The organism is Streptomyces purpurascens (assembly GCF_045040895.1).
Taxonomy (GTDB): Bacteria; Actinomycetota; Actinomycetes; order Streptomycetales; family Streptomycetaceae; genus Streptomyces; species Streptomyces purpurascens.
This window is the reverse complement of record NZ_CP108341.1, coordinates 8982195-9003007: the sequence shown is the minus strand read 5'-3', so window position 1 is coordinate 9003007 and position 20813 is coordinate 8982195. Positions and strand designations below refer to the sequence as shown.

The window sequence follows — 20813 nt, the reverse complement described above, 5'->3', positions numbered from 1 at the left end:
CTGAGATTCGTCGTGCTCTACTCTCTCGTGCATGGCCGGTGGTGCTTTTCGGCCTGCCAGGTGGCTGAATCAGTCACTTGCGCCCAGGTGAACACCCGAGATCCCCGTCAGGAGGACCGTTGCACCACGATGAGCGGGCAGACCGGCCCGGAAGTCGGGGCGAGCACCAGATCCAACGTGAGTTGGGCACCGTCGGCCGCGCCGACCGGTTCTACGACGAGCAGGTGCTGGACCGGCTCAACCCACGCATGCGGGAGTTCGTGGCCCGCCAGGAGATGTTCTTCCTCGCGACCGCGGACCGCCACGGCGAGTGCGACAGCACCTTCCGGGCCGGCCCGCCCGGCTTTCTCCAGGTGCTCCATGAAGGGGCCCTGGCATACCCGGAGTACCGCGGGAACGGCGTCATGGCCTCGCTCGGCAACATCCGGGAGAACCCGCACGTCGGCCTGCTGATGATCGACTTCGCCCAGGACCGTATCGGCCTGCATGTCAACGGCCGGGCGCGGCTGGTCGCCGACGACACGATGCGCCAGAGGTATCCGGACCTGCCGGTTGATCCGGTACCCGGCCGCCGTCCCCACGTGTGGGTGGAGGTCGAGGTCGAGGAGGCGTACATCCACTGCTCGAAGCACATACCGAGGCTGGTCAGAGCGCCGCTCCGGCAGAACGCCGACAGAGCGGACGGTTCCGCCCCCGAGGGCGAGCGGGCCTGGGGCACCGACGACGTCAAGCGCAAGGGTGGCGACTACTTCGGGGCGGCGGCCCAGGAGCGGGGGCTGGCCTCCCGCTGAGCGCCGGCCGGCCTTCGCCCGGATACCGCTGAACGGCGGGCGCCCACCGCCTCCTCTCCCCCGCCACGCGGAGCGATGAGTCAGGACCTGTGGGTGGGAGCCGCGCCGACCCAGCGGTGATAGGCGTCTACGTCGACGTTGCCGCCGCACACGATGGTGACCACGTGCCGTCCGGCGAAGCGGTCACGGTCCTTGAGGATCGCCGCGATGCCGAGCGCGGCCGACGGTTCGACGACGAGGCCGGCGTGGTCGAGGAGCATGCGCATACCGGCGACGCGCCGGCCGCGCCACGAGTGTGTCATCGCCGGTGCGCCGAGCGGCTGGACGCAGATCACCTCGACTCCGGGAGCCAGGGCCTTCACCACCTGGCCCACACCGGTGGCCAGTGCCCCGCCGCCGAGGGCGATCAGGACGGCGTCGAACGACGGCACGGTGTCCACCGGTTCCAGGCCGACGGTCGCCGCGCCCTCGCAGGTCTCGAGGTCCAGGCTGTCTTCGACCAGCCGGATGCCGTCGTGGCGCGCGATGACCGCCGCCCGGCCGCGACCGGACCAGGCCTTGAAACTGCGGACCGGGTTCGCCGTTTCGAGCGTGATGCTCACCGTGCACCCGAGATCGGGTTCCAGGGCCTCGCAGCGGTACAGCGGGGTGTCGAGGAACACCGGGTCGATCACCCGGCGAGCCGCCCGGATCCGAGAGCTGTCGAGGCGCGTCTTCCGCACGACGCGGCAGCCTATTGCGGCCTCGACGAAGGAGGGGGTGCCAGGGCAAATTGACCCATGATTATGGCCTTGAAATGCACCCGGCAGCCGGTCGATCGGCTCCATAGAGTCGTAGTCATGACGACGAAGACGAACGAGACCACGCAGACGACGCAGACCACGCAGAACGCGGACTTCGGCCCGGTCCTCACCCGCGCCGCCGACGCCGAGACGACCCGTGACCCCAGCAGTGTCATGACCCTTCTCGCGGACTCCGGCCACACCGGCGGGCGGCTCACCAGCTACCGGTCGACGTTCGCCGAAGGCGCGGTCGGAGCTCCCGCCCATCTGCACACCAAGGCGTCCGAGATGTTCTTCGTGATCGACGGAGCGCTTCAGGTGCTGGTGGGCGAGGAGATCACCGTCCTGGAGGCGGGCGACTTCCTCCTCGTGCCTCCGCACACCCCGCACGCCTTCGCCGCGGCGCCCGGCAGGACGGCCGACGTCCTGTTCGTCTTCACCCCGGGCGCCGGCCGCTTCGACTATCTGCGGCTCCTCGGCCGGGTGATGCGCGGCGAGGCCGACCCGCAGGAGATCAAGGACTCCTCGGAGCGGTTCGACAACCACTACGTCGACAGCCCGGCGTGGCGCGAGGCACTCGCCGCGCGCAGCTGAGACGGGAAGCGGCCGCCGACGCCCTACCTGGAGGCGTGCGGGGACTGAGGGGTCAGCCTCGGTACTCGTCGCGCGCGGAGCGGGGAAAGGAGAAGCAGGACAGGACGACCGTGAAAGGCCAGACCGACTGGATCGTCGTCACCGCACGCTCAGCTGCGCCAGGTGCGCCCTGCTGGTGGAGTTCGGCCAGGAACCATGCCGCGCCCAGCGCCATCACGGCGGTCGCCCCCAGGGAGGGAAAGGGCCGGAGGGCCCATGGCACGGCGTGGCCCCTTCTGGCGGCCAGGACGGGCCAGACCGCGAGGACGACGAAGCCGACGACGGCGACCGAACCGTGGGGGAGGGAGCCGCCGCTGCTCGGCGACGGGAACAGGGCCACCGCCAAGGCCGCCACTCCCCCGGCCGCCAGGGCCGCGCGTCCCGCGGGCGCGGCCGGGCGCAGCCCCCACGCGGTGAGCAGGTGGCAGATGCCCAGGGTGATGAAGGCGGCCGTCATCACCCAGTAGCTCGAGCCGCCGGGAGCAGCGAGGACGCTGATCGTCTGGACGGCGGGGTCGTAGGAGGGACCTTGCAGGGATGCCGACACCGCCCAGCCCATGATCAACACTACGGGCGCGCAGCCGGACGACATCAGTACCCATTTCGGAACAGAGCGCACCAGAACACCGTAAAGCGGATCTTCGGCTCCTCGCCCAGCGAGTGGCGGGTGGGGAGGTTCGCACCGCAACCGGTCGTCGCGCGGTGCCGTCCTAAAGGGCACCATGATCCCTTCAAGCTTCGCCGGCCCCTGGGCCGCACCGGTGCGTCAGCTGCTCGACTTCGCGTGGACACAGACGCGGGCCTGCGCGTTCGCCATCGCCCTGCTGTGCGGCGTGGCCGTGTCCACGCTGCTGCCCGAGCTCCCTGTGGCGCGCTACGACTTGCTGGTGGTCTACGGCGTGCTGCTCACGCTGGTGTTCTGGATGCGCGGCTGGGAGAACGGGCGGGACGTCGCCGTCATAGCGGTCTGCCATGTCATCGGTCTGGCGTTCGAGCTGGTGAAGGTGTCGCTCGGCTCCTGGAGCTACCCGGAGCCCGCTGTGCTGAAGTTCGCCGGTGTACCGCTGTACGGCGGGTTTCTCTACGCGGCTGTCGGCAGCTACATCTGCCGTGCCTGGCATCTGTTCGACCTGGAGATCGTGCGCTATCGGCCGCGTGCGACCGCTGCCGTGGCGGCGGCCATCTACGTCAACTTCTTCAGCCATCACTGGCTGCCCGACGTGCGGTGGGTGCTGGCCGGGCTGCTCGTGGCCGTCACCATGGGGACGTCGGTGCACTTCACGGTGCGGGGCGTGCGTCGGCGGATGCCGCTGGCCGTGTCGTTCGTCCTGATCGGGTTCTTCCTGTGGGTGGCGGAGAATCTGGCCACCCTGGTCGGCGCGTGGCGCTATCCGTATCAGCAGCACGGATGGGAGCCCGTGGGGCTGGGAAAGTTCGGCGCGTGGGCGTTGCTGATCAGCGTGACCTTCGTCCTCGCGGCGGTCGGCCGGCGTGCGGACTCCGGGGTGGCCGGTCGGGGCGGTGAGCGAGCGCGGGGAGCGTGAGTCGTCGCCGGAGCCCTGGACTGAGTATCATCCTATGGACGTATTTTAAGTGATTTTCCACCGAGGGTTGTCACCGACCGTGACCACCCTCGCCGGAGTGATCAATGTCCCGCACCGGCACCACGGACGACGGCGACGAGCTGCTGACCAGGCTCGGGGATCTGACGGCCCAGGCGCGAGCGCAGGCCGAGATGCAGCGTTCCCGCGTCGAGCTGGCCCTCGCGCTGCAGAGCGACATGCTCCCGCGGGATCTGCCCGTCGCCCGGCGGCTACATCTGGCCGTGCGGTACGCGCCCGCGTGCCAGGGCCTCAACGTGGGCGGCGACTGGTACGACGCCTTCACGCTGGGCGACGGCCGTATCGGTCTGTCCATCGGTGACGTCCAGGGCCACAACATCGAGGCGGCCGCCTTCATGGGGCAGGTGCGGGCCGCGCTGCGGGCCCTGGCCTCCGTCACCAGCGAGCCTGGCGAGGTCCTGGCCCGGACCAACGATCTACTGCTGTCCCTCGGCTCGGACCTGTTCGCCACCTGCACCTTCATGCGGCTCGATCCGTGCGCCGGGGTGCTGGAGAGCGCGCGGGCGGGACATCTGCCCTGCATCTGGGCCACGGCCGACGGGAAGTCCGGCCTCACCGCGGACGAGGGCGGGCCGCCTCTCGGCGTCCAGGCGGGGACGCCGTATCCGGTGACCCGGTACGAGCTCACCACGGGCGGTGTGTTCGTGCTGCTCACGGACGGTGTCGTGGAGGGACCGTCGATGCGGCTCGAGGAGGGGCTGGACCAGGTGACGCGGCTCGCCGGCATCGCGGCGGTGGCGGGCATGGACGTGGACGCGCTCGCGGCCGCCGTGATCAAGGGCGCCGAGCGTGTGGGGCACGACGACGACGCCGCCGTCCTGGTGGTCGGCCTCGACGGGCCGGACGCTCAGCCATAGGGCCGCAGGGCCCCGCTCTCACCTCGCCGACGCGACGGCCTCGGTGTCTGATGGCTGCTGTGGTGGGTAGCCAGGATCTGCGTACGCCGGTCGTCCTCGCTCTGCAGACGCTGGCCGTCGCCGCCTGCTATTACGTGTCGGGCAAGCTGGGCCTGCTGCGGGAGCTGGTCGTCGAGGGCGCGGTCGTCACACCCATCTGGCCCCCCACCGGCGTCTCGGTGGCCTTCCTGCTGATCTTCGGGCTGCGCTGCTGGCCGGGGATCGCCCTGGGTGCCTTCTTCGTCATCCTGTCCATCACCTCCCTCACGCCCTCGGCGCTCGGCGTCCTGGCGGGCAACACGGCGGCACCCGTCGTCGGGTACCTGCTGCTGCGCCGGGCCGGATTCCGGAACGATCTCGCGCGGTTGCGGGACGGTCTCGCCCTGGTGTTCCTGGGGGCGTTCACCGCCATGCTGATCAGCTCGACCGTGGGCGCCGGCCTCCTGATCGTCACGGACAAGCTCGACGGACCCAGTTTCTGGGCCGTGTGGCTGGCCTGGTGGGTGGGTGACGCGATGGGGGTGCTGATCGTCACCCCGGTGCTGCTCCTGCTGGCCCGCATCCGCCCGCCCCTGCGTCTGACGCGCTGGAAGGAGGCCTCGGGCCTGGCGCTGATCGCCTGCTGTGTCGTTCCGCTGGCCGCGCACAGCTGGCTCAGTCTGCTGTTCCTCGTCTATCCCCTGCTGATCTGGGCGGCTCTGCGTTTCCAGCTGGCGGGCAGCATGCTGTGCGCTCTCTTCGCCTCGATCATGGTCACGGTGGCGGCGACCGACCGGGCCGGGCCGTTCGACGGGCTCAGCCGCGTGGAGGTGATGCTCAAGCTGCAGGCCTTCAACGGGGCGATGGCCCTCACGGCGCTCATCCTGTCGGCCGTGATCACCGAGCAGATCCACACCCGGCGTTCCGTGGAGCGCGCGTGCCAGGAACTGGTCGAGGTCCTGGAGCACCTCACCGCGGGCGAGTCGGCGGACGGCCGGGGCCCTCCGGAGGAGGACGGGCTCGCGCGGAGGAAGGACGAGTGAGGACGTGACGATCGACCCCGGCGCGCAGCGTGCGGTGCGTGCCGCTGAGCGACGGGGCCCTCACGCTCGGCCCGGCCACGTTCCGGGTCGTGGCCCGGGCCGACGCCGTGTCGTGAGCCGTACGGCCGCGCCCGGAGTGGTCAGCCGGCCGACGGGGCCATGCGGATGGCGGCGATGTCGAGCTGCAGGCGCACCTTCTCGCTCACCATCGCACCGCCCTCGGCCAGCCTGCTGTTGTAGGTCAGCCCCCAGTCGGAGCGGTTGATGGTGGTGGTGCCGTCGAATCCGGCCCTTTCGTATCCGAAGGGGTCGGTGACGTGTCCGATGTAGGTCAGATCCAGTACGACGGGGCGTGAGACGCCTTTGATGGTGAGCTCGCCCGACATGCGGAAGAGGTCGGCCCCCGCCTGTTCCACGCCGGTGCTGGTGAAGCGCATACGCGGATAGGTCGCGGCGTCCAGGAAGTCACGGCCGACCAGATGGGCGTCGCGTTGTTCCACCCCGGTGTCGACGCTGGAGGTGAACAGAGTGATGTCGGCCCGCGATCGGGCGGGGTCACGCGCGTCGAAGTAGAGCCGGCTTTCGTACTCCAGGAAACAGCCGCGCACGGTGGTCACCATGGCGTGCCGGACGGAGAAGCCGATCCTGCTGTGCGCGGGGTCGACAACCCATTCACCGGTGAGGTTCGTCAGGTGGGGGTCCGGCAGCACGGCAGTCGATGCCGGTGCGCCGGCCGGACGCTGCGGGGGGACGGGCGGCGCCTGCCGGCGGGACGACACGACGCGGTTGAACAGGTTCATGATTCATCTAGGTACTTGAGTTTGGTTATTGCCGCAAGTCCCCTTCCCTTTTGCGGCTGTTGAGAACGAGCGCGTGACCTTTTTGCCGCCGCTTTGCACAAAACCCACACACGCCTGTCGCGGCGCTTTGACGAAATAACCACCCGAAACTCCATGGATTTTCATTTCGGGCATGTCGGTATTCGGCTTACGTCATCTCGATCGCGAGGTCGTTGTCGACGGTGTAGTAAGGACGCGCGGCTGTTCCGTCCGCGGTGATGGCCGGGTAGACAAAGACGTGCTTGCGGTCCGCCACGTCGTCGAGGAGCCGGCCGATCCTGATCGGCCGCGCGTCGGCGGTGGGCCGGACGAAGGCGTCCCAGAACCGGCCGGCTCCCCCGCCGTCGACCGCCAGGTCCTTCCGGCCGGCGGTGAAGGAGAATCCCCTGCCGTCCTCGTCGATCCGGGGGCGGAGGCTCCGTACGGTGTCGCTGCCGCGCAGGCGCAGCCGCACGGTGGCGTCCTCGTGGAGCCGGGCGCCGTGCAGGCGGGCCTCGACCGTGATGGCCCGGTCGGTGACGTCGAGCCTGCGGGCCTCGGCGTGGGCGGTGCGCAGCCATGCCCGCAGGGCGAGGAAGCCGTCCTTCGTGACGTACGGGATCCGGACGGCGACCGGCGAGGGCCGGTCGCGGAGGTGTCCGTCCACGAGGGCGCGCAGGTCCCGCAGGCCGGGGCGCAGCCGCTGTCGTTCGGCGCCCGGTTCCGGCAGCAGGTACAGGTCCCAGCGGCCTTCGTCGAGGGCATGGTGCGGTTCCAGCACGGCGCGCCACTTGCCGTCGGCCGGGTCGGGTTCCAGCTCGAGGTGGTGGCGGGTCGTCTCGGGCCGGCCCTTCTTGGGGCGCAGCGCCAGGAGCAGCTGGGGGCGGGCGGCCGGGGTCGGGGGAAGACGGAAGGTGATCCGGCCGTCCGTGTCGATGGCGCAGTCGGTGCGCTGGGGGGTGTCGTGGTGCTTGCTCATCATCGTCCCTTCCGTATCGCGCGCAGGGCGCCGTAGGCCGCGGTGTGGGCGAGGTCGCGGGCGGCATGGCCCCGTCCCGTCAGCGGACTGTCCGTCCGGCGGGCCTGCCCGATGCTCCGCCGGCCTGTGTCTCTGGCCGTCACGGCCTCGTCGATGATGCGTTCGGCCTGTGCGACGACGGGGCCCGGGGCGAAGCGGTGGGCGTTCTCCAGGGCGGTGCGGCCCATGCGGCGGCGGCGCTCGTCGTCGCCGACGAGTTCCAGCAGGGCCGAGGCGAGGGCGTCGGGGTCTCCGACCGGCACCAGCCGGCCGTCGGCTCCGTCCTTGATGATCTCGCCGGGGCCGTAGGGGCAGTCGGTGCTGACGACGGGCAGTCCGCAGCGCATCGCCTCGACGATCGTCATGCCGAACGGCTCGAAGTCGGACGTGGCCGCGGCGATCGAGGCCTTGGCCCATTCGGCCTCCATGGGGGTGGCGGCCCCCATCAGGAACACGTTGTTCCACAGGCCAAGGCGTTCGATGAGCTGCCGCAGCCTGGGCTGTTCCTCGCCCTTGCCGTAGATGCGCAGCTGCCAGTCCGGGAACGCGGCGGCGACCTGGGCGAACGCCTCGATGAGGAGGTCGTAGCGCTTGACCCGCACCAGCCGGCCGGCGGCGATCACGATCTTGGCGGTGCCGTCGGCGGGAGGCAGCGCGGGGTCGGGAACGCTGTTCGGGAGGGCCTCCACATGGACGCCGGGCAGCCACATCTTGCGCCGGTAGGCGGCGGCGTCCGCTTCCGTGACGGTGGTGACGACGTCGAGGCGGCGGTAGGCGCGGCGCAGCGCGGTGCGCAGCCGCGGCGAGTGGTTGTCCAGGGTGAGGTGCTCCTGGCCGACGCGCAGGACGTGCTGCGGGGCCTGGCGTGCGATGTGCACGTTGAGGCCCGGGCGGGTGCCGATGACGACGTCGGCGTCGAGCGACTCGAGGTGCTCGCCGATCCGCTGGTCGGTCAGCTCGCTGTACTGCTGGTGGCGGTACTCGGCGGGCGGGTACACCCGCGCCGGTCTCCGGTGCAGCGGATGGTCCGCTTCCTTGCGCAGGTCCACCAGCGACCGCAGCCGCACCCGGGGGTGCGGGGTGAGATTGGGGTGCTCGCGGTGGCGTAACGCGGAGACGATCTCGACGTCGTGCCGCTCGGCGAGCGCCCCGGCCAGGTTGAACGTGGTGGTGATCGTGCCTCCGATTCCGTAGGCGTTGTGGATCAGGAAAGAGATCTTCATGGTGGCCTAGACCGCGTCAACGACCGGACCGTTGTTCGTCGTTACCACTCTGTGGCCGTGAGGGGGCAGGGCGGGCGTTCCCGCCGGTTCTGACGTGATCTCGGACATAAGTGGTCTGGGCCATACCGGTTTGCCGCCCGGTTGTGGATAGCTTGATGTGTTTGCCCGCAGCAGCGTCGCGTCATCGGGTGCACCCTCGTATCGATCTTCAGGAGACCCATGCGCCCCCGAATAGCCTCCCTTCCGCGCATCACGTCCCTCCCGCCCTTCGCCCTGGCCGGCGGCGCGCTGGCCGTGGGGGTCGGCGGTCTGTATCTGGCCGGGCTGATGCTCGCGGGCGGGGAGATCGACACCGGGACGACCGTGCGCGGGGTGGATATCGGGGGGCTGAGCCGTGCCGAGGCGGTGCGGAAGCTGGAGCGGCACCTGGGCGCGGACGGCTCGCGGGAACTTCCCGTGAAGGTCGGGGAGCGCACGGGCTCGGTCGATCCGCGGCGCGCCGGGCTCTCCTTCGACATCCCGGAGACCGTCGACCGGGCGGCACGTACCGGTGCCGATCCGTTCAGCGTGTTCGGCGGCTTCTTCCGTTCGGGCGGCGTGATCGAGCCGGTCGTACGCCTCGACGAGGACAAGGCCCGGGCGGCCCTCGGGCAGCTGGCGAAGGGGCTCGACCAGAAGGTCCGTGACGGTGCCGTCTCCTTCGACGGCGGACGGGTCGAGGAGGTCGCGGCGCGCACGGGGTACGCGCTGGACGTGAACGCCGCGGTCGGTCCCCTGCGCGCGTCCTTCCTGCGCGGGGACGCCGACGCGGTCACGTCACTGCCGGCCCGTGAGACCCGGCCGAAGGTCACCGCCGACGAGGTCAGGCGGGCGGTGCGTACGTTCGCGGAGCCGGCCGTGTCGGCGCCCGTCACGCTCACCGCGGGCGGCAAGCGGTTCACGGTCGGCCAGGACGCGCTGGGCGAGCATCTGGCCATGCGGCCGGACGGCGGCGGCAGGCTGAGACCGGAGCTCGACGCCAAGGGGCTGCGCACCGACCCCGCAGTGGCCGGCCCGCTGGACGACGTCACCACCACCGCCGAGAACGCCAGGCTGGGGTCGGACGGCGACAAGGTCGTGGTCGCCGAGGACGCCAGGGTGGGCCAGGAGGTCACCGACAAGGCGCTGGGCAAGGCGGTGCTGCCGCTGCTCACGCGATCGGGCTCCGGCCGCGACGGCGAGGTGGCCGTACGCGAGATCCAGCCGGAGGTCACCCGGGGGAACGCCCCGGAGCTGGGGCTGACGGAGAAGATGTCCTCCTTCACCGTCCACTTCGAACCGGCCGAGTACCGCACGAAGAACATCGGCCGGGCGGTGGAACTCATCAACGGCTCCCTCGTCAAGCCGAACGAGACGTGGAGCTTCAACCGGACCGTCGGCGAGCGCACCGAGGCGAACGGTTTCGTCGAGGGCATCATCATCCTCGACGACAAGTTCACCAAGGCGGCCGGCGGCGGCGTCTCGGCCGTCGCGACGACCATGTACAACGCGCTGTTCTTCGCCGGGGTCAAGCCCGTGGAGCACGGCGCGCACTCCTTCTACATCGAGCGCTACCCGGAGGGCCGCGAGGCCACGGTCGCCTGGGGCAGCCTGGACCTGAGGTTCACCAACGACTCCGGCAAGGCGATCTACATCCAGGCCGAGTCCACGGACACGTCCGTGACCGTCTCCTTCCTCGGCACCCGCAAGTACGACGAGATCAAGTCGGTCAAGGGTCCGCGCACCGAGGTGAAGAAGCCGGCGAAGGAGACGAGCGACGACAAGGAGTGCGTGCCGCAGACGCCGCTCGAAGGCTTCGACGTCACCGTGGAGCGCGTCTTCTACAACGACGGCAGGGAAGTGAAGCGGGAGCCGTACCGCACGCACTACACGCCGCGTGACGAGATCGTGTGCGAGTGAACCACCCGCCGTTCGACTTCTCGTGGAACTCTCCTTTCCTGCCGGGGCGTTGACCCGTCCTCAGGGCGTCAGCAGAATGAGCGCGCAGTGCTGAGAGCGCTCTCAAGGGAGATCCATGACTGGCAGACAAGGCCCGGCGTTCAGCCGGCGTTCGCTCATCGGTGCCGGACTCGGCATCAGCGCCGCGGGGCTTGCCGCGGCCGGCACCGGGCAGGCCATGGCGGCCGGTTCGGCGGTCGCCGGCCGGGGATCGGCCCCGGCTCGGGGACGGGCCTTCCTCGCCGCGGCCATGGACGCCTATCCCGACCACGGCGCCATCCGCCTGACCCAGAGCTACACCGACCAGGCCGGCCTGTTCAGCACCGCGTTCACCTACGACAACGCCCTGGCGATCCTGGCCCACCTCGCGGCCCGCACCGCGGGCGCTCTCACCAGGGCCACGGCGTTGGGTGACGCCCTCCTGTACGCCCAGTCGCACGACCCGGCGTACGACGACGGCAGGCTCCGGCAGGCCTACAACGTCGGGCCGTACACCTTCTACGACGGTTCGCTGCAGCCGGACGGCTTCGTACGGGCGGACGGCACCGCCAACGTCGGCACACAGTTCGGCTTCACCGGCACGGCGGTGGGCGACATGGCCTGGGCGGGGATCGCGCTGAGCGCGCTCGCCCGCCGTACCCGAGCGCGCCGCTTCCTCGCCGGTGCCGTACGGATCGGCGAGTGGATCGAGCGCACCGGCCGGACCGACGAGCCCCTGGGCGGCTACAAGTTCGGGGTGGACGGGGCGAACCAGAAGCTGCCGTTCACCTCGACCGAGCACAACACGGACCTGGCGTGTCTCTTCGGCCGGCTCGCCCGGCTCACCGGGGACCGGGCGTGGCTGGAGCGGCGCGGGCGGGCCGAGGCGTTCGTGAAGAGGATGTGGGAGCCGTCCGGGGGCTTCTTCTACACCGGCACGAACGACGGTGTGACCGTCAACAAGTCCCCGATTCCGGAGGACACACAGACCTGGACCCATCTCGCGCTCGGCTCCGGTGGCCGTGGCCACTCGCGTTCGCTGGACTGGGCCGCGGCCGAGCTGACGGTCCTGGACCATGCCGGGCGCAGGAACAGCGCGGTGCCCGCGGGGCAGTCGTACGAGGGAGTCACCTTCAGTTCGGCGAGCCTCGTGGCGAACGAGGACGCGCCGATCGCCGAGGGCCAGCCCAGGCCCGACCGCAACGGGGTGTGGTTCGAGGGGACTGCCCACCTCGCGCTCGCCCTGCGGGACCGGCGGGACCGTGGTGACGAGGCACGGGCCCGGCGTCTGATCGCCTCGATCGAGCAGGCCCAGGATCTGCTGGGCGGCGGTCAGACCGTCGGCGGCAGGGCGCTTCCCGAGCGCTGTGGGGTGGTGTCCGCGAGCAGTCCGCTGGACACCGGGTTCGGCTTCGGCTACTACCCCTACCGGCACACCGGGGCGACCGCCTGGTACCTGCTGGCGGCGGCGCGCTCCAATCCGCTGGAGGCGTGACAGGGCTGCCCGGTCCGCCGACGCGTGCGGCGGACCGGGCAGTTTCTCAACTGACGTGGTGGACGGTCTGGTCGGTCAGCTCGTAGCGGGCTCCCACGATCGCCAGCTTGCCGGTGGATATCTTGGCGGCGAGGTCGGGCTCCGCTTCCAGCTTGGAGCGTACGAGCCTGACATGGGCGTCGACGGTCGCGTCGATGCGGGCGTCGCCTTCCTTGCTGTGGTCTATGGCCGGACTTATCTGGTCGGCCAGGTACTGGATGTGCGCGGGCAGGTGGCTCCCGGACCGCTCGGCCTCGACGGCGGCACGCACGGCGCCGCACGACTGGTGCCCGAGCACGACGACCAGCGGTATGCCGAGTTCCAGAACGCCGTAGGCGACGCTGCCGAGCACGGCCTCGTCCAGGACCTCACCGGCGGTGCGGACGGTCATCAGGTCCCCCAGCCCCTGGTCGAAGACCAGCTCCGGGGGGACGCGGGAGTCGATACAGCCGAGCACGACCGCGAAGGGGTGCTGAGCTGTGGCCAACGTGCGCCGGATGGCGGGGGTTTCGTGCGGGTGGCGTTCGCGGTAGGCACGCCAGCGACGGTTGCCCGCGGCCAGCTCTTTGAGGGCCTCGGCCGGGGTGCCGGGCCGTGAACCTCGGGTGGGGGCGGCGGTGGCCGGCCGGGCGGCGCCGAGGCCCGCGCCGAGGGCTGCGGCCCCGGTCAGCGCGGTGCGCAGGAGAGTGCGGCGGACGGTGCCACCGGTGGTCGGCCGTGGACCGGCGAAGGGGTGCGCTTCACGGCCGGCGCCTCTGTGGGCAGCGGAATCTGTGTTCACGGCCAGAACGTATGCCCGAGTTCGGGGCCGGCAGCGATCCTTGCCGATTCATGGTGAGAGTTGGGTAAGTGATGTTCTTACCTTGAACGGTTCTTGACGGTCCCTCAGAGAAAAGCAGGACGTCCGGTCCCGGCCCTTGCGGGCCGGGACCGGACGTCCTGTCAGGCGGAGGTGATCAGACCAGGTCGAACCGGTCCAGGTTCATGACCTTGACCCACGCGGCGACGAAGTCGTTCACGAACTTCTCCTTCGCGTCGTCGCTCGCGTAGACCTCGGCGAGCGCGCGCAGCTCGGAGTTCGAGCCGAAGACCAGGTCGGCGCGGGTGCCGGCCCACTTGACCTCGCCGGTGTCGGCGTCGCGGCCCTCGAACGTGGTCTGGTCCTCGGACGTCGACTTCCACGTGGTGCCCAGGTCGAGCAGGTTGACGAAGAAGTCGTTGGTCAGCGAACCGGGCGTCTTGGTGAAGGCACCGAGCGGGGACTGCTGGTAGTTGGCGCCCAGGACACGCAGGCCGCCGACCAGGACGGTCGTCTCGGGCGCGCTCAGGGTGAGCAGGTTCGCCCTGTCGAGCAGCAGGAACTCGGCCGGCAGGCGGTTGCCCTTGCCGTGGTAGTTGCGGAATCCGTCGGCGGCCGGCTCGAGCGCCTCGAAGGACTCGGCGTCGGTGTGCTCCTCCGTCGCGTCCACACGGCCCGCGGTGAAGGGAACCTGCACCTGGAAGCCGGCTTCCTTGGCGGCCTTCTCGACGGCGGCGGAGCCACCGAGGACGATCAGGTCGGCGAGGGAGACCTTCTTGGCACCGGCGCCGGAGTTGAACTCCGCCTGGATGCCTTCCAGGACGCGCAGGACCTGCGCGAGCTCGTCGGGCTCGTTGACCTCCCAGCCGCGCTGCGGCTGCAGGCGGATGCGGGCGCCGTTGGCGCCGCCGCGCTTGTCGCTGCCGCGGAAGGTGGACGCCGAGGCCCAGGCGGTGGACACCAGCTGCGAGACGGACAGGCCCGACTCGAGGAGCTTGGTCTTCAGCGTCTCGATGTCCTCGGCGCCGATGGTCTCGCCCTCGGCCTCGGGCAGCGGGTCCTGCCAGATCAGGGTCTCCTCCGGGACCTCCGGGCCGAGGTACAGGGACTTCGGGCCCATGTCACGGTGGGTCAGCTTGAACCAGGCGCGGGCGAAGGCGTCCGCGAACTCCTGCGGGTTCTCGTAGAACCGGCGGGAGATGGGCTCGTAGATCGGGTCGAAACGCAGCGACAGGTCGGTGGTGAGCATCTTCGGGCGGTGCTTCTTCGACGAGTCGTGCGCGTCCGGGACGATCTCCGGGGCGTCCTTGGCGACCCACTGGTTGGCACCGGCCGGGCTCTGCTCGAGCTCGTACTCGAACTCGAAGAGGTTCTTGAAGAAGCCGTTGCTCCACTGGGTCGGGGTCGTGGTCCAGGTGACCTCGAGGCCGGAGGTGATGGCGTCCCCGCCCTTGCCCGTGCCGTAGGTGCTCCTCCAGCCCAGGCCCTGCTCCTCCATGGAGGCGGCCTCGGGGTCGGCGCCGACGTTGTCGGCGGGGCCGGCACCGTGGGTCTTGCCGAAGGTGTGGCCACCGGCGATCAGGGCGACGGTCTCCTCGTCGTTCATCGCCATGCGGCCGAACGTCTCACGGATGTCGCGGGCCGCGGCGATCGGGTCCGGGTTGCCGTTCGGGCCCTCCGGGTTGACGTAGATGAGGCCCATCTGGACGGCGCCGAGCGGGTTCTCCAGCTCGCGGTCGCCGGTGTAGCGCTTGTCGTCGAGCCAGGTGGTCTCGGGACCCCAGTAGACGTCCTCCTCGGCCTCCCAGACGTCGGCGCGGCCACCGGCGAAGCCGAAGGTCTCGAAGCCCATCTGCTCCAGGGCGACGTTGCCGGTGAGGATCAGGAGGTCGGCCCAGGAGATGGACTGGCCGTACTTCTTCTTGACCGGCCACAGCAGACGGCGGGCCTTGTCGAGGTTGCCGTTGTCCGGCCAGCTGTTGAGCGGGGCGAAGCGCTGCTGGCCGGCGCCGGCGCCGCCGCGGCCGTCATGAATGCGGTAGGTGCCGGCGCTGTGCCAGGCCATACGGATCATCAGCGGGCCGTAGTTGCCGAAGTCGGCGGGCCACCAGTCCTGCGAGGTGGTCAGCACCTCGGCGATGTCCTGTTTGACGGCGTCGAGATCGAGGTTCTTGAAGGCCTCGGCGTAGTCGAAGTCCCCACCGAGAGGATTGGCCACCTCGGGGTTCTTGGCAAGGATCTTCAGGTTGAGCCGCTCGGGCCACCACTGGCGGTTGCCGCCACCCTGGGTCGGGTGCAGGGCGCGGCCGTGCGCGACCGGGCAGCCGCCTCCCGTCTCCTCCGACTTCGGTTCGGTGACGATCGCGTCGTGGTTCTCAGTCATGGAAATCCTTCCGGAGGGGGTGGATCACAGTGCTCGGGTGGATCACATTGCTCAGGAACTGCGTGCGGTGGAACAGGCGGGGCACAGGCCCCAGTAGATGACCTCGGCCTCGTCGACGGCGAAGCCGCGGTCGTCGGACGCGGTCAGACAGGGAGCGTGGCCGACCGCGCAGTCGACGTCGGCGACGGCCCCGCACGACCGGCAGACGAGGTGGTGGTGGTTGTCGCCGACCCGTCCCTCGTAGAGGGCCGGGCTGTTCGGCGGGTCGAGGCGGCGTATGAGTCCTGCCCCGGTGAGTGCGTGGAGTCCCTCGTACACGGCTTGGACGGAGATGTGGCCCACACGGCCGCGGACCTCGGAGGCGATGGCCTCGGCGCCGAGGTGGTCACCGTCCCGCACGGTCTCGAGCAGCGCGACGCGGGCGGCCGTCACCCGCAGGCCGGCACCGCGGAGCTCTTCGGCGGTGGTCGGGTTCCGGGATGCGGTCATGCCGGACAACCTAACGGCACAAACACGAGCGGTTCAAGAAAACGAACGGTTCAATTTTGGTGTCGTCTTCGTGAGGCCTTGTGTGGCGGGCCTCATCGCAGGTTTGTGAACTCCGTCACAGTGATTGTGCCGTGGGGTGCCGCCGGCGGGTGTCAGCCGTGTCCGTGGCGTGTCAGCACCGCTCGTGCCGTCGCCGCCATGGCCTCGTCGACCATCTGGCCCTCGAAGGAGAGCGCGCCGGTGCCGGTGCGCTGGGCCGACTCCACGGCGGCGACGAGGCGGGCACAGCGGTCGAGTTCTTCGGGGGTGGGGGCGAAGACCTCGTTGATAACGGGGATGTGGGTCGGATGGATGGCCATCATGCCGTCGTAGCCGAGGGCGCGGTTCTGCTCGGCGAAGGCGCGCAGGCCCGTCAGGTCCGCGATGTGCGTCCACAGTCCGGTCACCGGGTACGGCGCTCCGGCGGCGCGGACGTCGAGCAGCACGCGGGAGCGCAGCGCCACTGTCTCGGTGCCCTGGGGGCTCCAGCGGTAGCCGACCGCGCGCTCCACGTCGCCGCCGGGTGCGGTCAGCGCGCCGGCGTGGGCGACCCGGGGGGCCGCGGCGGCGATGTCGTAGGCGTCGTGGAGGGCGCGGGCCGACTCCAGCAGGGGGACGAGGGCCGTCGCGCCGACGGGCAGGCCCTGTTCCTGTTCGCACCAGGTGATCAGGCGGTCGGCGAGCCGCACGTCGGCGGCGGTGTGAACTTTCGGCAAGACGATCCCGGCCGTTCCGGGGCGTACGACGGCACGCAGTTCGTCGGCGGCGGTCCAGTCGTCGAGCGGGTTGATACGGACGAACAGGGGCATGGCCCCTGCCGGTTCCGCGGCGGCCTCCGCCAGCGCCTCGGTGACCCGGCCGCGGGCGAGCGGCTTGTCGGGCGCGGGTACCGCGTCCTCAAGGTCGAGGATGACGGCGTCGGCGCCGGCGGCTCGGGCCTTGGGGAGCCAGTCGGTGCGGTGGCCGGGGACGAAGAGTAGGGAGCGCAGGTGGGCCGTGGCGCGCGCCTCGCCGCTAGTGGGTGTCCCGGCGTCAGACGGCATCGTTCTTCTCCAGGGCCGCGAGTTCCTCGTCGCTCAGTCCGAGCCAGTCCCGGTACACGAGGTCGTTGTCCTGGCCGAGTGCGGGGCCGGTGCGCCAGATGCGGCCGGGGTGTTGCCGGAAGTGCGGGATGACCGCCTGCATGCGTACTTCGCCGAGGTCGGGGTCGGCGACGGTGACGATGTCCTCGCGCTCGGCGTAGACGGGGTCGGCGGCGATGTCGGCCGCGTCGAACACCCGGGAGGCCACGACCTCGGCGCGGGCGAACGCCTCCAGGCACTCGGCCTCGGAGCGCTCCGCCACCCAGGCCCGCAGACCGTCGTCCAACTCCCCGCGTCGTGCGTGCTGTTGCTCCGACGTGGCGAACTCCTCCTCCGGCAGGCCCAGCAGCCGGGCCACGTTGCGCACCGAGCGCAGGGTCGCGGAGGTCACCGTGATCCACTGCGCGTCGCGGGAGCGGTAGGTGTTGATCACGGCGGCGGGGGCGACCGCCAGCTGGTTGCCGGAGCGCTGCGGCACCGTGCCCAGCTGGTCGTGGACGATGACCTGCCACTCGACGAGCCGGAAGAGGGGCTCGAACAGGGCGAGGTCGATCCACTCGCCGTCGAAGTCGGGGTCGTGGTCGCGCCGGTGGAGGGCGGCGAGAACGGCGTAGGCGCCCATCAGGCCGGTCACGGCGTCGCCGTGCGAGAAGCCGGTGTGGACGGGCGGGCCGTCGGGGGAACCGGTCAGGTGGACGACGCCGCTGCGCGCCTCGCCCATCTTGCCGAAGCCGGGGGCGTCGGCCTGGCTGGAGGTGGCGCCGAAGCCGGAGATCTGCAGCAGGACCGCCTGGGGGTTGATCCGGTGCACGGCCTCCCAGTCGAGGCCCCAGCTGCGCAGCCGCCCGGCGCGCAGGGTGACGATGACGACGTCCGCCCAGGCGACGAGGCGGTGAGCGACCGCACGGGCCGCCTCGTGGTGCAGGTCGAGGGTGACGGAGCGCTTGTTGCGACCGGCGACCTTGAACCACAGGGGAACGCCGTCGCGCCGGGGCCCCATCGCCCGGGCGGCGTCGCCGGCGCCCGGGGGTTCGACGTGCACGACGTCCGCGCCCTGGTCGGCGAGCATCGAGCCCGCGAGCGGGCCGGCCACCACATGGGCGAACTCGACCACCTTCAGCCCGCGCAACTGCCCCTGCCCGGTGGCGTTCGGCTTGTCCTTGTCCGACACGGATGCGTCCCCTCGGCTCAGCTGCTGGTTCTTCAGACTGCCGAGACGCAGAAATGCCTGTCCAGCAAAAGAACGCCATCAATCAATGCGGAAATCGCATGAATGGCCTCCGGGACGGCTCAGGCCCAGGACACCCCGGGCGGCAGTTCCCTGCCCTTGGCCCGGAAGTCCTCGAGCGTCTCCAGGAAGCGCTCGGTGACGCACGGGAGGGTCCGCCGTGCACGCAGGGCGATGTCGAGGCGCCGGTCGACCACGGGGTGGACGAGCGGCCGGAAGACGAAGGGCCCGGTGCCCAACAGGGGCAGGACCAGGGCGGGCAGCGCGCTCACGCCGAGGCCGGCGGCCACGAGGCCGCCCACGGTGGCGACACTGCCGGCCTCCGCCGCGGGTACGGCGTGCGCGTCGACCTGGCCGAACGCGGCATCGGTCAGCCGGCGCACGCTCGAGTCGCGCCCGACGGCCAGGAACGGTTCGCGGGCCAGGTCCGCCCAGCCGACCTCGTCGCGCTCGGCGAGCGGGTGGTCCTCGCGCAGGACGGCGACGAAGCGGTCCCGGACCAGGGGGCGGTGTTCCAGCCGCTCCGGGGGCACCCCGACCGTGGTGATCGCGAAGTCCGCGTCGCCGGACAGGACCCGGTTCAGCACCGCGCGTTCCAGACCGTCCAGCAGGCGTACGGCCACGCGCGGCCGGTCCTGCCGGAAGCCGGAGATGACCTGCGGGAGCAGCACCGCGGCGACGGAGGGCAGGGTGGCGACGGCGACGGTGCCGGACTCGCCGAGCAGGAAGCGGTCCAGTTCCTTCATCCCGGCCCGGTGGGCGCTCAGGATCTGCTCGGCGATGCGCAGCGCCTCCGCACCGGCGGCGGTCAACTGCACATTGCGGGTGTCGCGTTCGAGGAGTTGCGCGCCGACCTGCCGTTCCAGGTCGGCGACCGCGCGGCTGAGGGACGACTGCGAGACGCCCAACCGGGCGGCGGCCGCGGTGAAACTCGTCTCCCGGGCGACGGCCGCGTACGCCGAGAGCTGCCGCAAGGTGGCTTCCATGGCCGGGAAGCGTACGTCAGTGCGGGCCGATTGATGCGCGGATCGCATGAACAGATCCCGGTTTGATGCTGGACATGGATCTTCCGGCGCTCGGACACTCTCGGCTATCCCCGTACGCCCCGCTCTCCGCCGCCGGGGACCGCCACCGAGAAAGCGAGCGTCACCATGCAGGCAGCCCTGGGCTTCGCCACGATCGCCCTGTTCCTGTTGCTCACCATGACCAGACGCGTCTCGGTCCTGGTCGCGCTGGTGGTGCTCCCGGTGCTGGCGGCGTTGGCGGGCGGCTTCGCGGGCGAGCTGGGCGGGATGGTGCTCGACGGGCTGTCGAAGGTGGCACCCACCGGCATCATGATCGCTTTCGCCGTTCTCTACTTCAGCCTCATGGTGGACGCGGGCCTGTTCGATCCGCTGATCCGCGGTCTGCTGCGGACGGCGCAGGGCGATCCGCTGCGCATCACCGTCGCCACGGCCGTCCTGACGCTGTGCGTGGCCCTGGACGGCGACGGGGCTTCGACGTTCCTCATCACCGTCTCGGCGCTGCTGCCCGTCTACCGGAAGCTGGGCATGAGTCCGCTGGTGCTGTCCGGGGTCGTCTGTCTGGGTGCCGGCGTGATGAACATGGTTCCCTGGGGCGGGCCGACGGTGCGTGCCATGGCGGCGCTGAAGCTGGAGAGTTCGGACGTCTTCACGCCTGTGCTGCCCGCGATGGGCCTCGGCATCGCGTGGGTCCTGGTGGCGGCCTGGCTGATCGGCCGCCGGGAGCGGCAGCGCCTGGGCACCATCGCTGTGCCGGGCCAGGAGGCCGTCGCCGACGAGCCGGTTCCCACGACCGCCACCGCGCCCGGCGCCGGCCCCGGCGCCGTCCGGGTGACGGAACCTCCGCGGCTCTGGCTGACCGTCTTCAACCTGCTGCTGACCGTCGCCCTCGTCGTCTCCCTGATCCTGGAGGTCATGCCGCTGCCGGTGCTGTTCGTCCTCGGGTTCGCGGTGGCCCTCCTGGTCAACCACCCCACGTGGGAACAGCAGCAGGCGCTGCTCGACAAGCACGCGAAGAACGTCGTCCTCGTCACCACGATGATCTTCGCGGCCGGTGTGCTCACCGGAGTCCTGACCGGGACCGGGATGATCGACGAGATGGCCGAGGCGCTCGTGTCCGTGATCCCGGACTCCCTGGGCGGTCATCTTCCGGTGCTGGTGGCCGTCACGGGCATGCCGCTGAGTCTGGTCTTCACCCCGGACGCGTACTACTTCGGTGTCCTGCCCGTCCTCGCCGAGACGGCGCACGGCTTCGGCACCGACCCGGCGGAGGTCGCCCGGGCCGCGATCCTCGGCCAGATGACGACGGGTTTCCCCCTCAGCCCGCTCACCGCCTCCACTTTCATTCTGGTCGGCATGAGCGGCGTCCAGCTCGGCGAGCACCAGCGCTTCATCTTCCGCTGGGCCTTCGCCACCACGCTCGTGATGACCGCCGGCGCCCTCGTCACCGGCGCCCTCTCCCTCTGACGGAGGCTC

19 protein-coding genes are annotated in these 20813 nt (G+C 70.7%); 8 read left to right on the top strand and 11 right to left on the bottom strand.

Features of this window, described 5'->3' with window-relative positions; genetic code table 11:
- The first annotated feature begins 182 nt into the window (after positions 1 to 182).
- Entirely contained in the window at positions 183 to 791 is a 609-nt protein-coding gene (locus OHU35_RS40780) for a pyridoxamine 5'-phosphate oxidase family protein (RefSeq protein ID WP_229873187.1), read from the top strand.
- Between the two features lie 80 nt (positions 792 to 871).
- On the opposite strand, the gene OHU35_RS40775 is transcribed toward OHU35_RS40780, so the two are convergent.
- The gene (locus OHU35_RS40775) at positions 872 to 1513 is read right to left on the bottom strand and encodes a pyridoxal-phosphate dependent enzyme (RefSeq protein ID WP_405509011.1); all 642 of its coding nucleotides are present in this window, start codon (positions 1511 to 1513) and stop codon (positions 872 to 874) included.
- A gap of 117 nt (positions 1514 to 1630) precedes the next feature.
- Here OHU35_RS40775 and OHU35_RS40770 point away from each other — a divergent pair, with 117 nt between their 5' ends.
- Positions 1631 to 2167 carry a cupin domain-containing protein gene (locus OHU35_RS40770; protein ID WP_405509010.1) on the top strand — a complete coding sequence of 179 codons (537 nt, stop codon included), beginning with the start codon at positions 1631 to 1633 and terminating at the stop codon, positions 2165 to 2167.
- A 52-nt stretch (positions 2168 to 2219) separates the two neighbouring features.
- Here OHU35_RS40770 and OHU35_RS40765 read toward each other — a convergent pair whose 3' ends face one another.
- Positions 2220 to 2825: a DUF998 domain-containing protein gene (locus OHU35_RS40765; protein ID WP_189727394.1), complete on the bottom strand. Its 606-nt coding sequence runs from the start codon at positions 2823 to 2825 to the stop codon at positions 2220 to 2222.
- 103 nt (positions 2826 to 2928) lie between these two features.
- On the opposite strand from OHU35_RS40765, the gene OHU35_RS40760 reads away from it, so the two are divergent.
- From OHU35_RS40760 to OHU35_RS40750, 3 genes are all read left to right on the top strand, one after another.
- On the top strand, positions 2929 to 3750 hold the full coding sequence (locus OHU35_RS40760) for a DUF817 domain-containing protein (protein ID WP_405509008.1): 822 nt from the start codon (positions 2929 to 2931) through the stop codon (positions 3748 to 3750).
- A gap of 104 nt (positions 3751 to 3854) precedes the next feature.
- Positions 3855 to 4685 (top strand): PP2C family protein-serine/threonine phosphatase, encoded by an 831-nt coding sequence (locus tag OHU35_RS40755; protein ID WP_189727396.1) that lies wholly within the window; start codon positions 3855 to 3857, stop codon positions 4683 to 4685.
- Positions 4686 to 4735: 50 nt separating this feature from the next.
- Positions 4736 to 5746 carry an MASE1 domain-containing protein gene (locus tag OHU35_RS40750; RefSeq protein ID WP_405509005.1) on the top strand — a complete coding sequence of 337 codons (1011 nt, stop codon included), beginning with the start codon at positions 4736 to 4738 and terminating at the stop codon, positions 5744 to 5746.
- Positions 5747 to 5886: 140 nt separating this feature from the next.
- Here OHU35_RS40750 and OHU35_RS40745 read toward each other — a convergent pair whose 3' ends face one another.
- The 3 genes from OHU35_RS40745 to OHU35_RS40735 form a co-directional block, all read right to left on the bottom strand.
- Positions 5887 to 6546: a YceI family protein gene (locus tag OHU35_RS40745; RefSeq protein ID WP_189727398.1), complete on the bottom strand. Its 660-nt coding sequence runs from the start codon at positions 6544 to 6546 to the stop codon at positions 5887 to 5889.
- 187 nt (positions 6547 to 6733) lie between these two features.
- Entirely contained in the window at positions 6734 to 7543 is an 810-nt protein-coding gene (locus OHU35_RS40740) for a transferase (protein ID WP_405509423.1), read from the bottom strand.
- Entirely contained in the window at positions 7543 to 8805 is a 1263-nt protein-coding gene (locus OHU35_RS40735; protein ID WP_405509003.1) for a glycosyltransferase family 4 protein, read from the bottom strand. The genes OHU35_RS40740 and OHU35_RS40735 overlap by 1 nt, the downstream gene beginning before the upstream one ends.
- 219 nt (positions 8806 to 9024) lie before the next feature.
- Here OHU35_RS40735 and OHU35_RS40730 point away from each other — a divergent pair, with 219 nt between their 5' ends.
- Both OHU35_RS40730 and OHU35_RS40725 read left to right on the top strand, forming a co-directional pair.
- Positions 9025 to 10743, top strand: coding sequence for a VanW family protein (locus OHU35_RS40730; protein ID WP_405509002.1), 1719 nt, complete (start codon positions 9025 to 9027; stop codon positions 10741 to 10743).
- A gap of 115 nt (positions 10744 to 10858) precedes the next feature.
- The gene (locus OHU35_RS40725) at positions 10859 to 12256 is read left to right on the top strand and encodes a Tat pathway signal sequence domain protein (protein ID WP_405509000.1); all 1398 of its coding nucleotides are present in this window, start codon (positions 10859 to 10861) and stop codon (positions 12254 to 12256) included.
- A 46-nt stretch (positions 12257 to 12302) separates the two neighbouring features.
- Here the strand turns inward: OHU35_RS40725 and OHU35_RS40720 are convergent, their stop codons facing one another.
- The 6 genes from OHU35_RS40720 to OHU35_RS40695 all read right to left on the bottom strand — a co-directional run bounded on the left by OHU35_RS40720 (position 12303) and on the right by OHU35_RS40695 (position 19301).
- Positions 12303 to 13076, bottom strand: a complete 774-nt coding sequence (locus OHU35_RS40720) for a carbonic anhydrase (protein ID WP_405508998.1) — start codon at positions 13074 to 13076, stop codon at positions 12303 to 12305.
- Positions 13077 to 13251: 175 nt separating this feature from the next.
- A complete protein-coding gene (gene katG / locus OHU35_RS40715) occupies positions 13252 to 15477 on the bottom strand; it encodes a catalase/peroxidase HPI (protein ID WP_189727403.1) in 2226 nt (741 codons plus the stop codon).
- 51 nt (positions 15478 to 15528) lie between these two features.
- Positions 15529 to 15966, bottom strand: a complete 438-nt coding sequence (locus OHU35_RS40710; RefSeq protein WP_189727404.1) for a Fur family transcriptional regulator — start codon at positions 15964 to 15966, stop codon at positions 15529 to 15531.
- Positions 15967 to 16118: 152 nt separating this feature from the next.
- Complete coding sequence (locus OHU35_RS40705; protein WP_405508995.1) at positions 16119 to 17048, bottom strand: HpcH/HpaI aldolase/citrate lyase family protein; 930 nt, start codon at positions 17046 to 17048, stop codon at positions 16119 to 16121.
- Positions 17038 to 18258 (bottom strand): CaiB/BaiF CoA transferase family protein, encoded by a 1221-nt coding sequence (locus OHU35_RS40700; protein WP_405508994.1) that lies wholly within the window; start codon positions 18256 to 18258, stop codon positions 17038 to 17040. The genes OHU35_RS40705 and OHU35_RS40700 overlap by 11 nt, the downstream gene beginning before the upstream one ends.
- 119 nt (positions 18259 to 18377) lie before the next feature.
- Positions 18378 to 19301, bottom strand: coding sequence for a LysR family transcriptional regulator (locus tag OHU35_RS40695; protein WP_189727407.1), 924 nt, complete (start codon positions 19299 to 19301; stop codon positions 18378 to 18380).
- A 165-nt stretch (positions 19302 to 19466) separates the two neighbouring features.
- On the opposite strand from OHU35_RS40695, the gene OHU35_RS40690 reads away from it, so the two are divergent.
- Positions 19467 to 20804, top strand: coding sequence for a CitMHS family transporter (locus OHU35_RS40690; RefSeq protein WP_405508992.1), 1338 nt, complete (start codon positions 19467 to 19469; stop codon positions 20802 to 20804).
- The last annotated feature ends 9 nt before the right edge of the window (positions 20805 to 20813 follow it).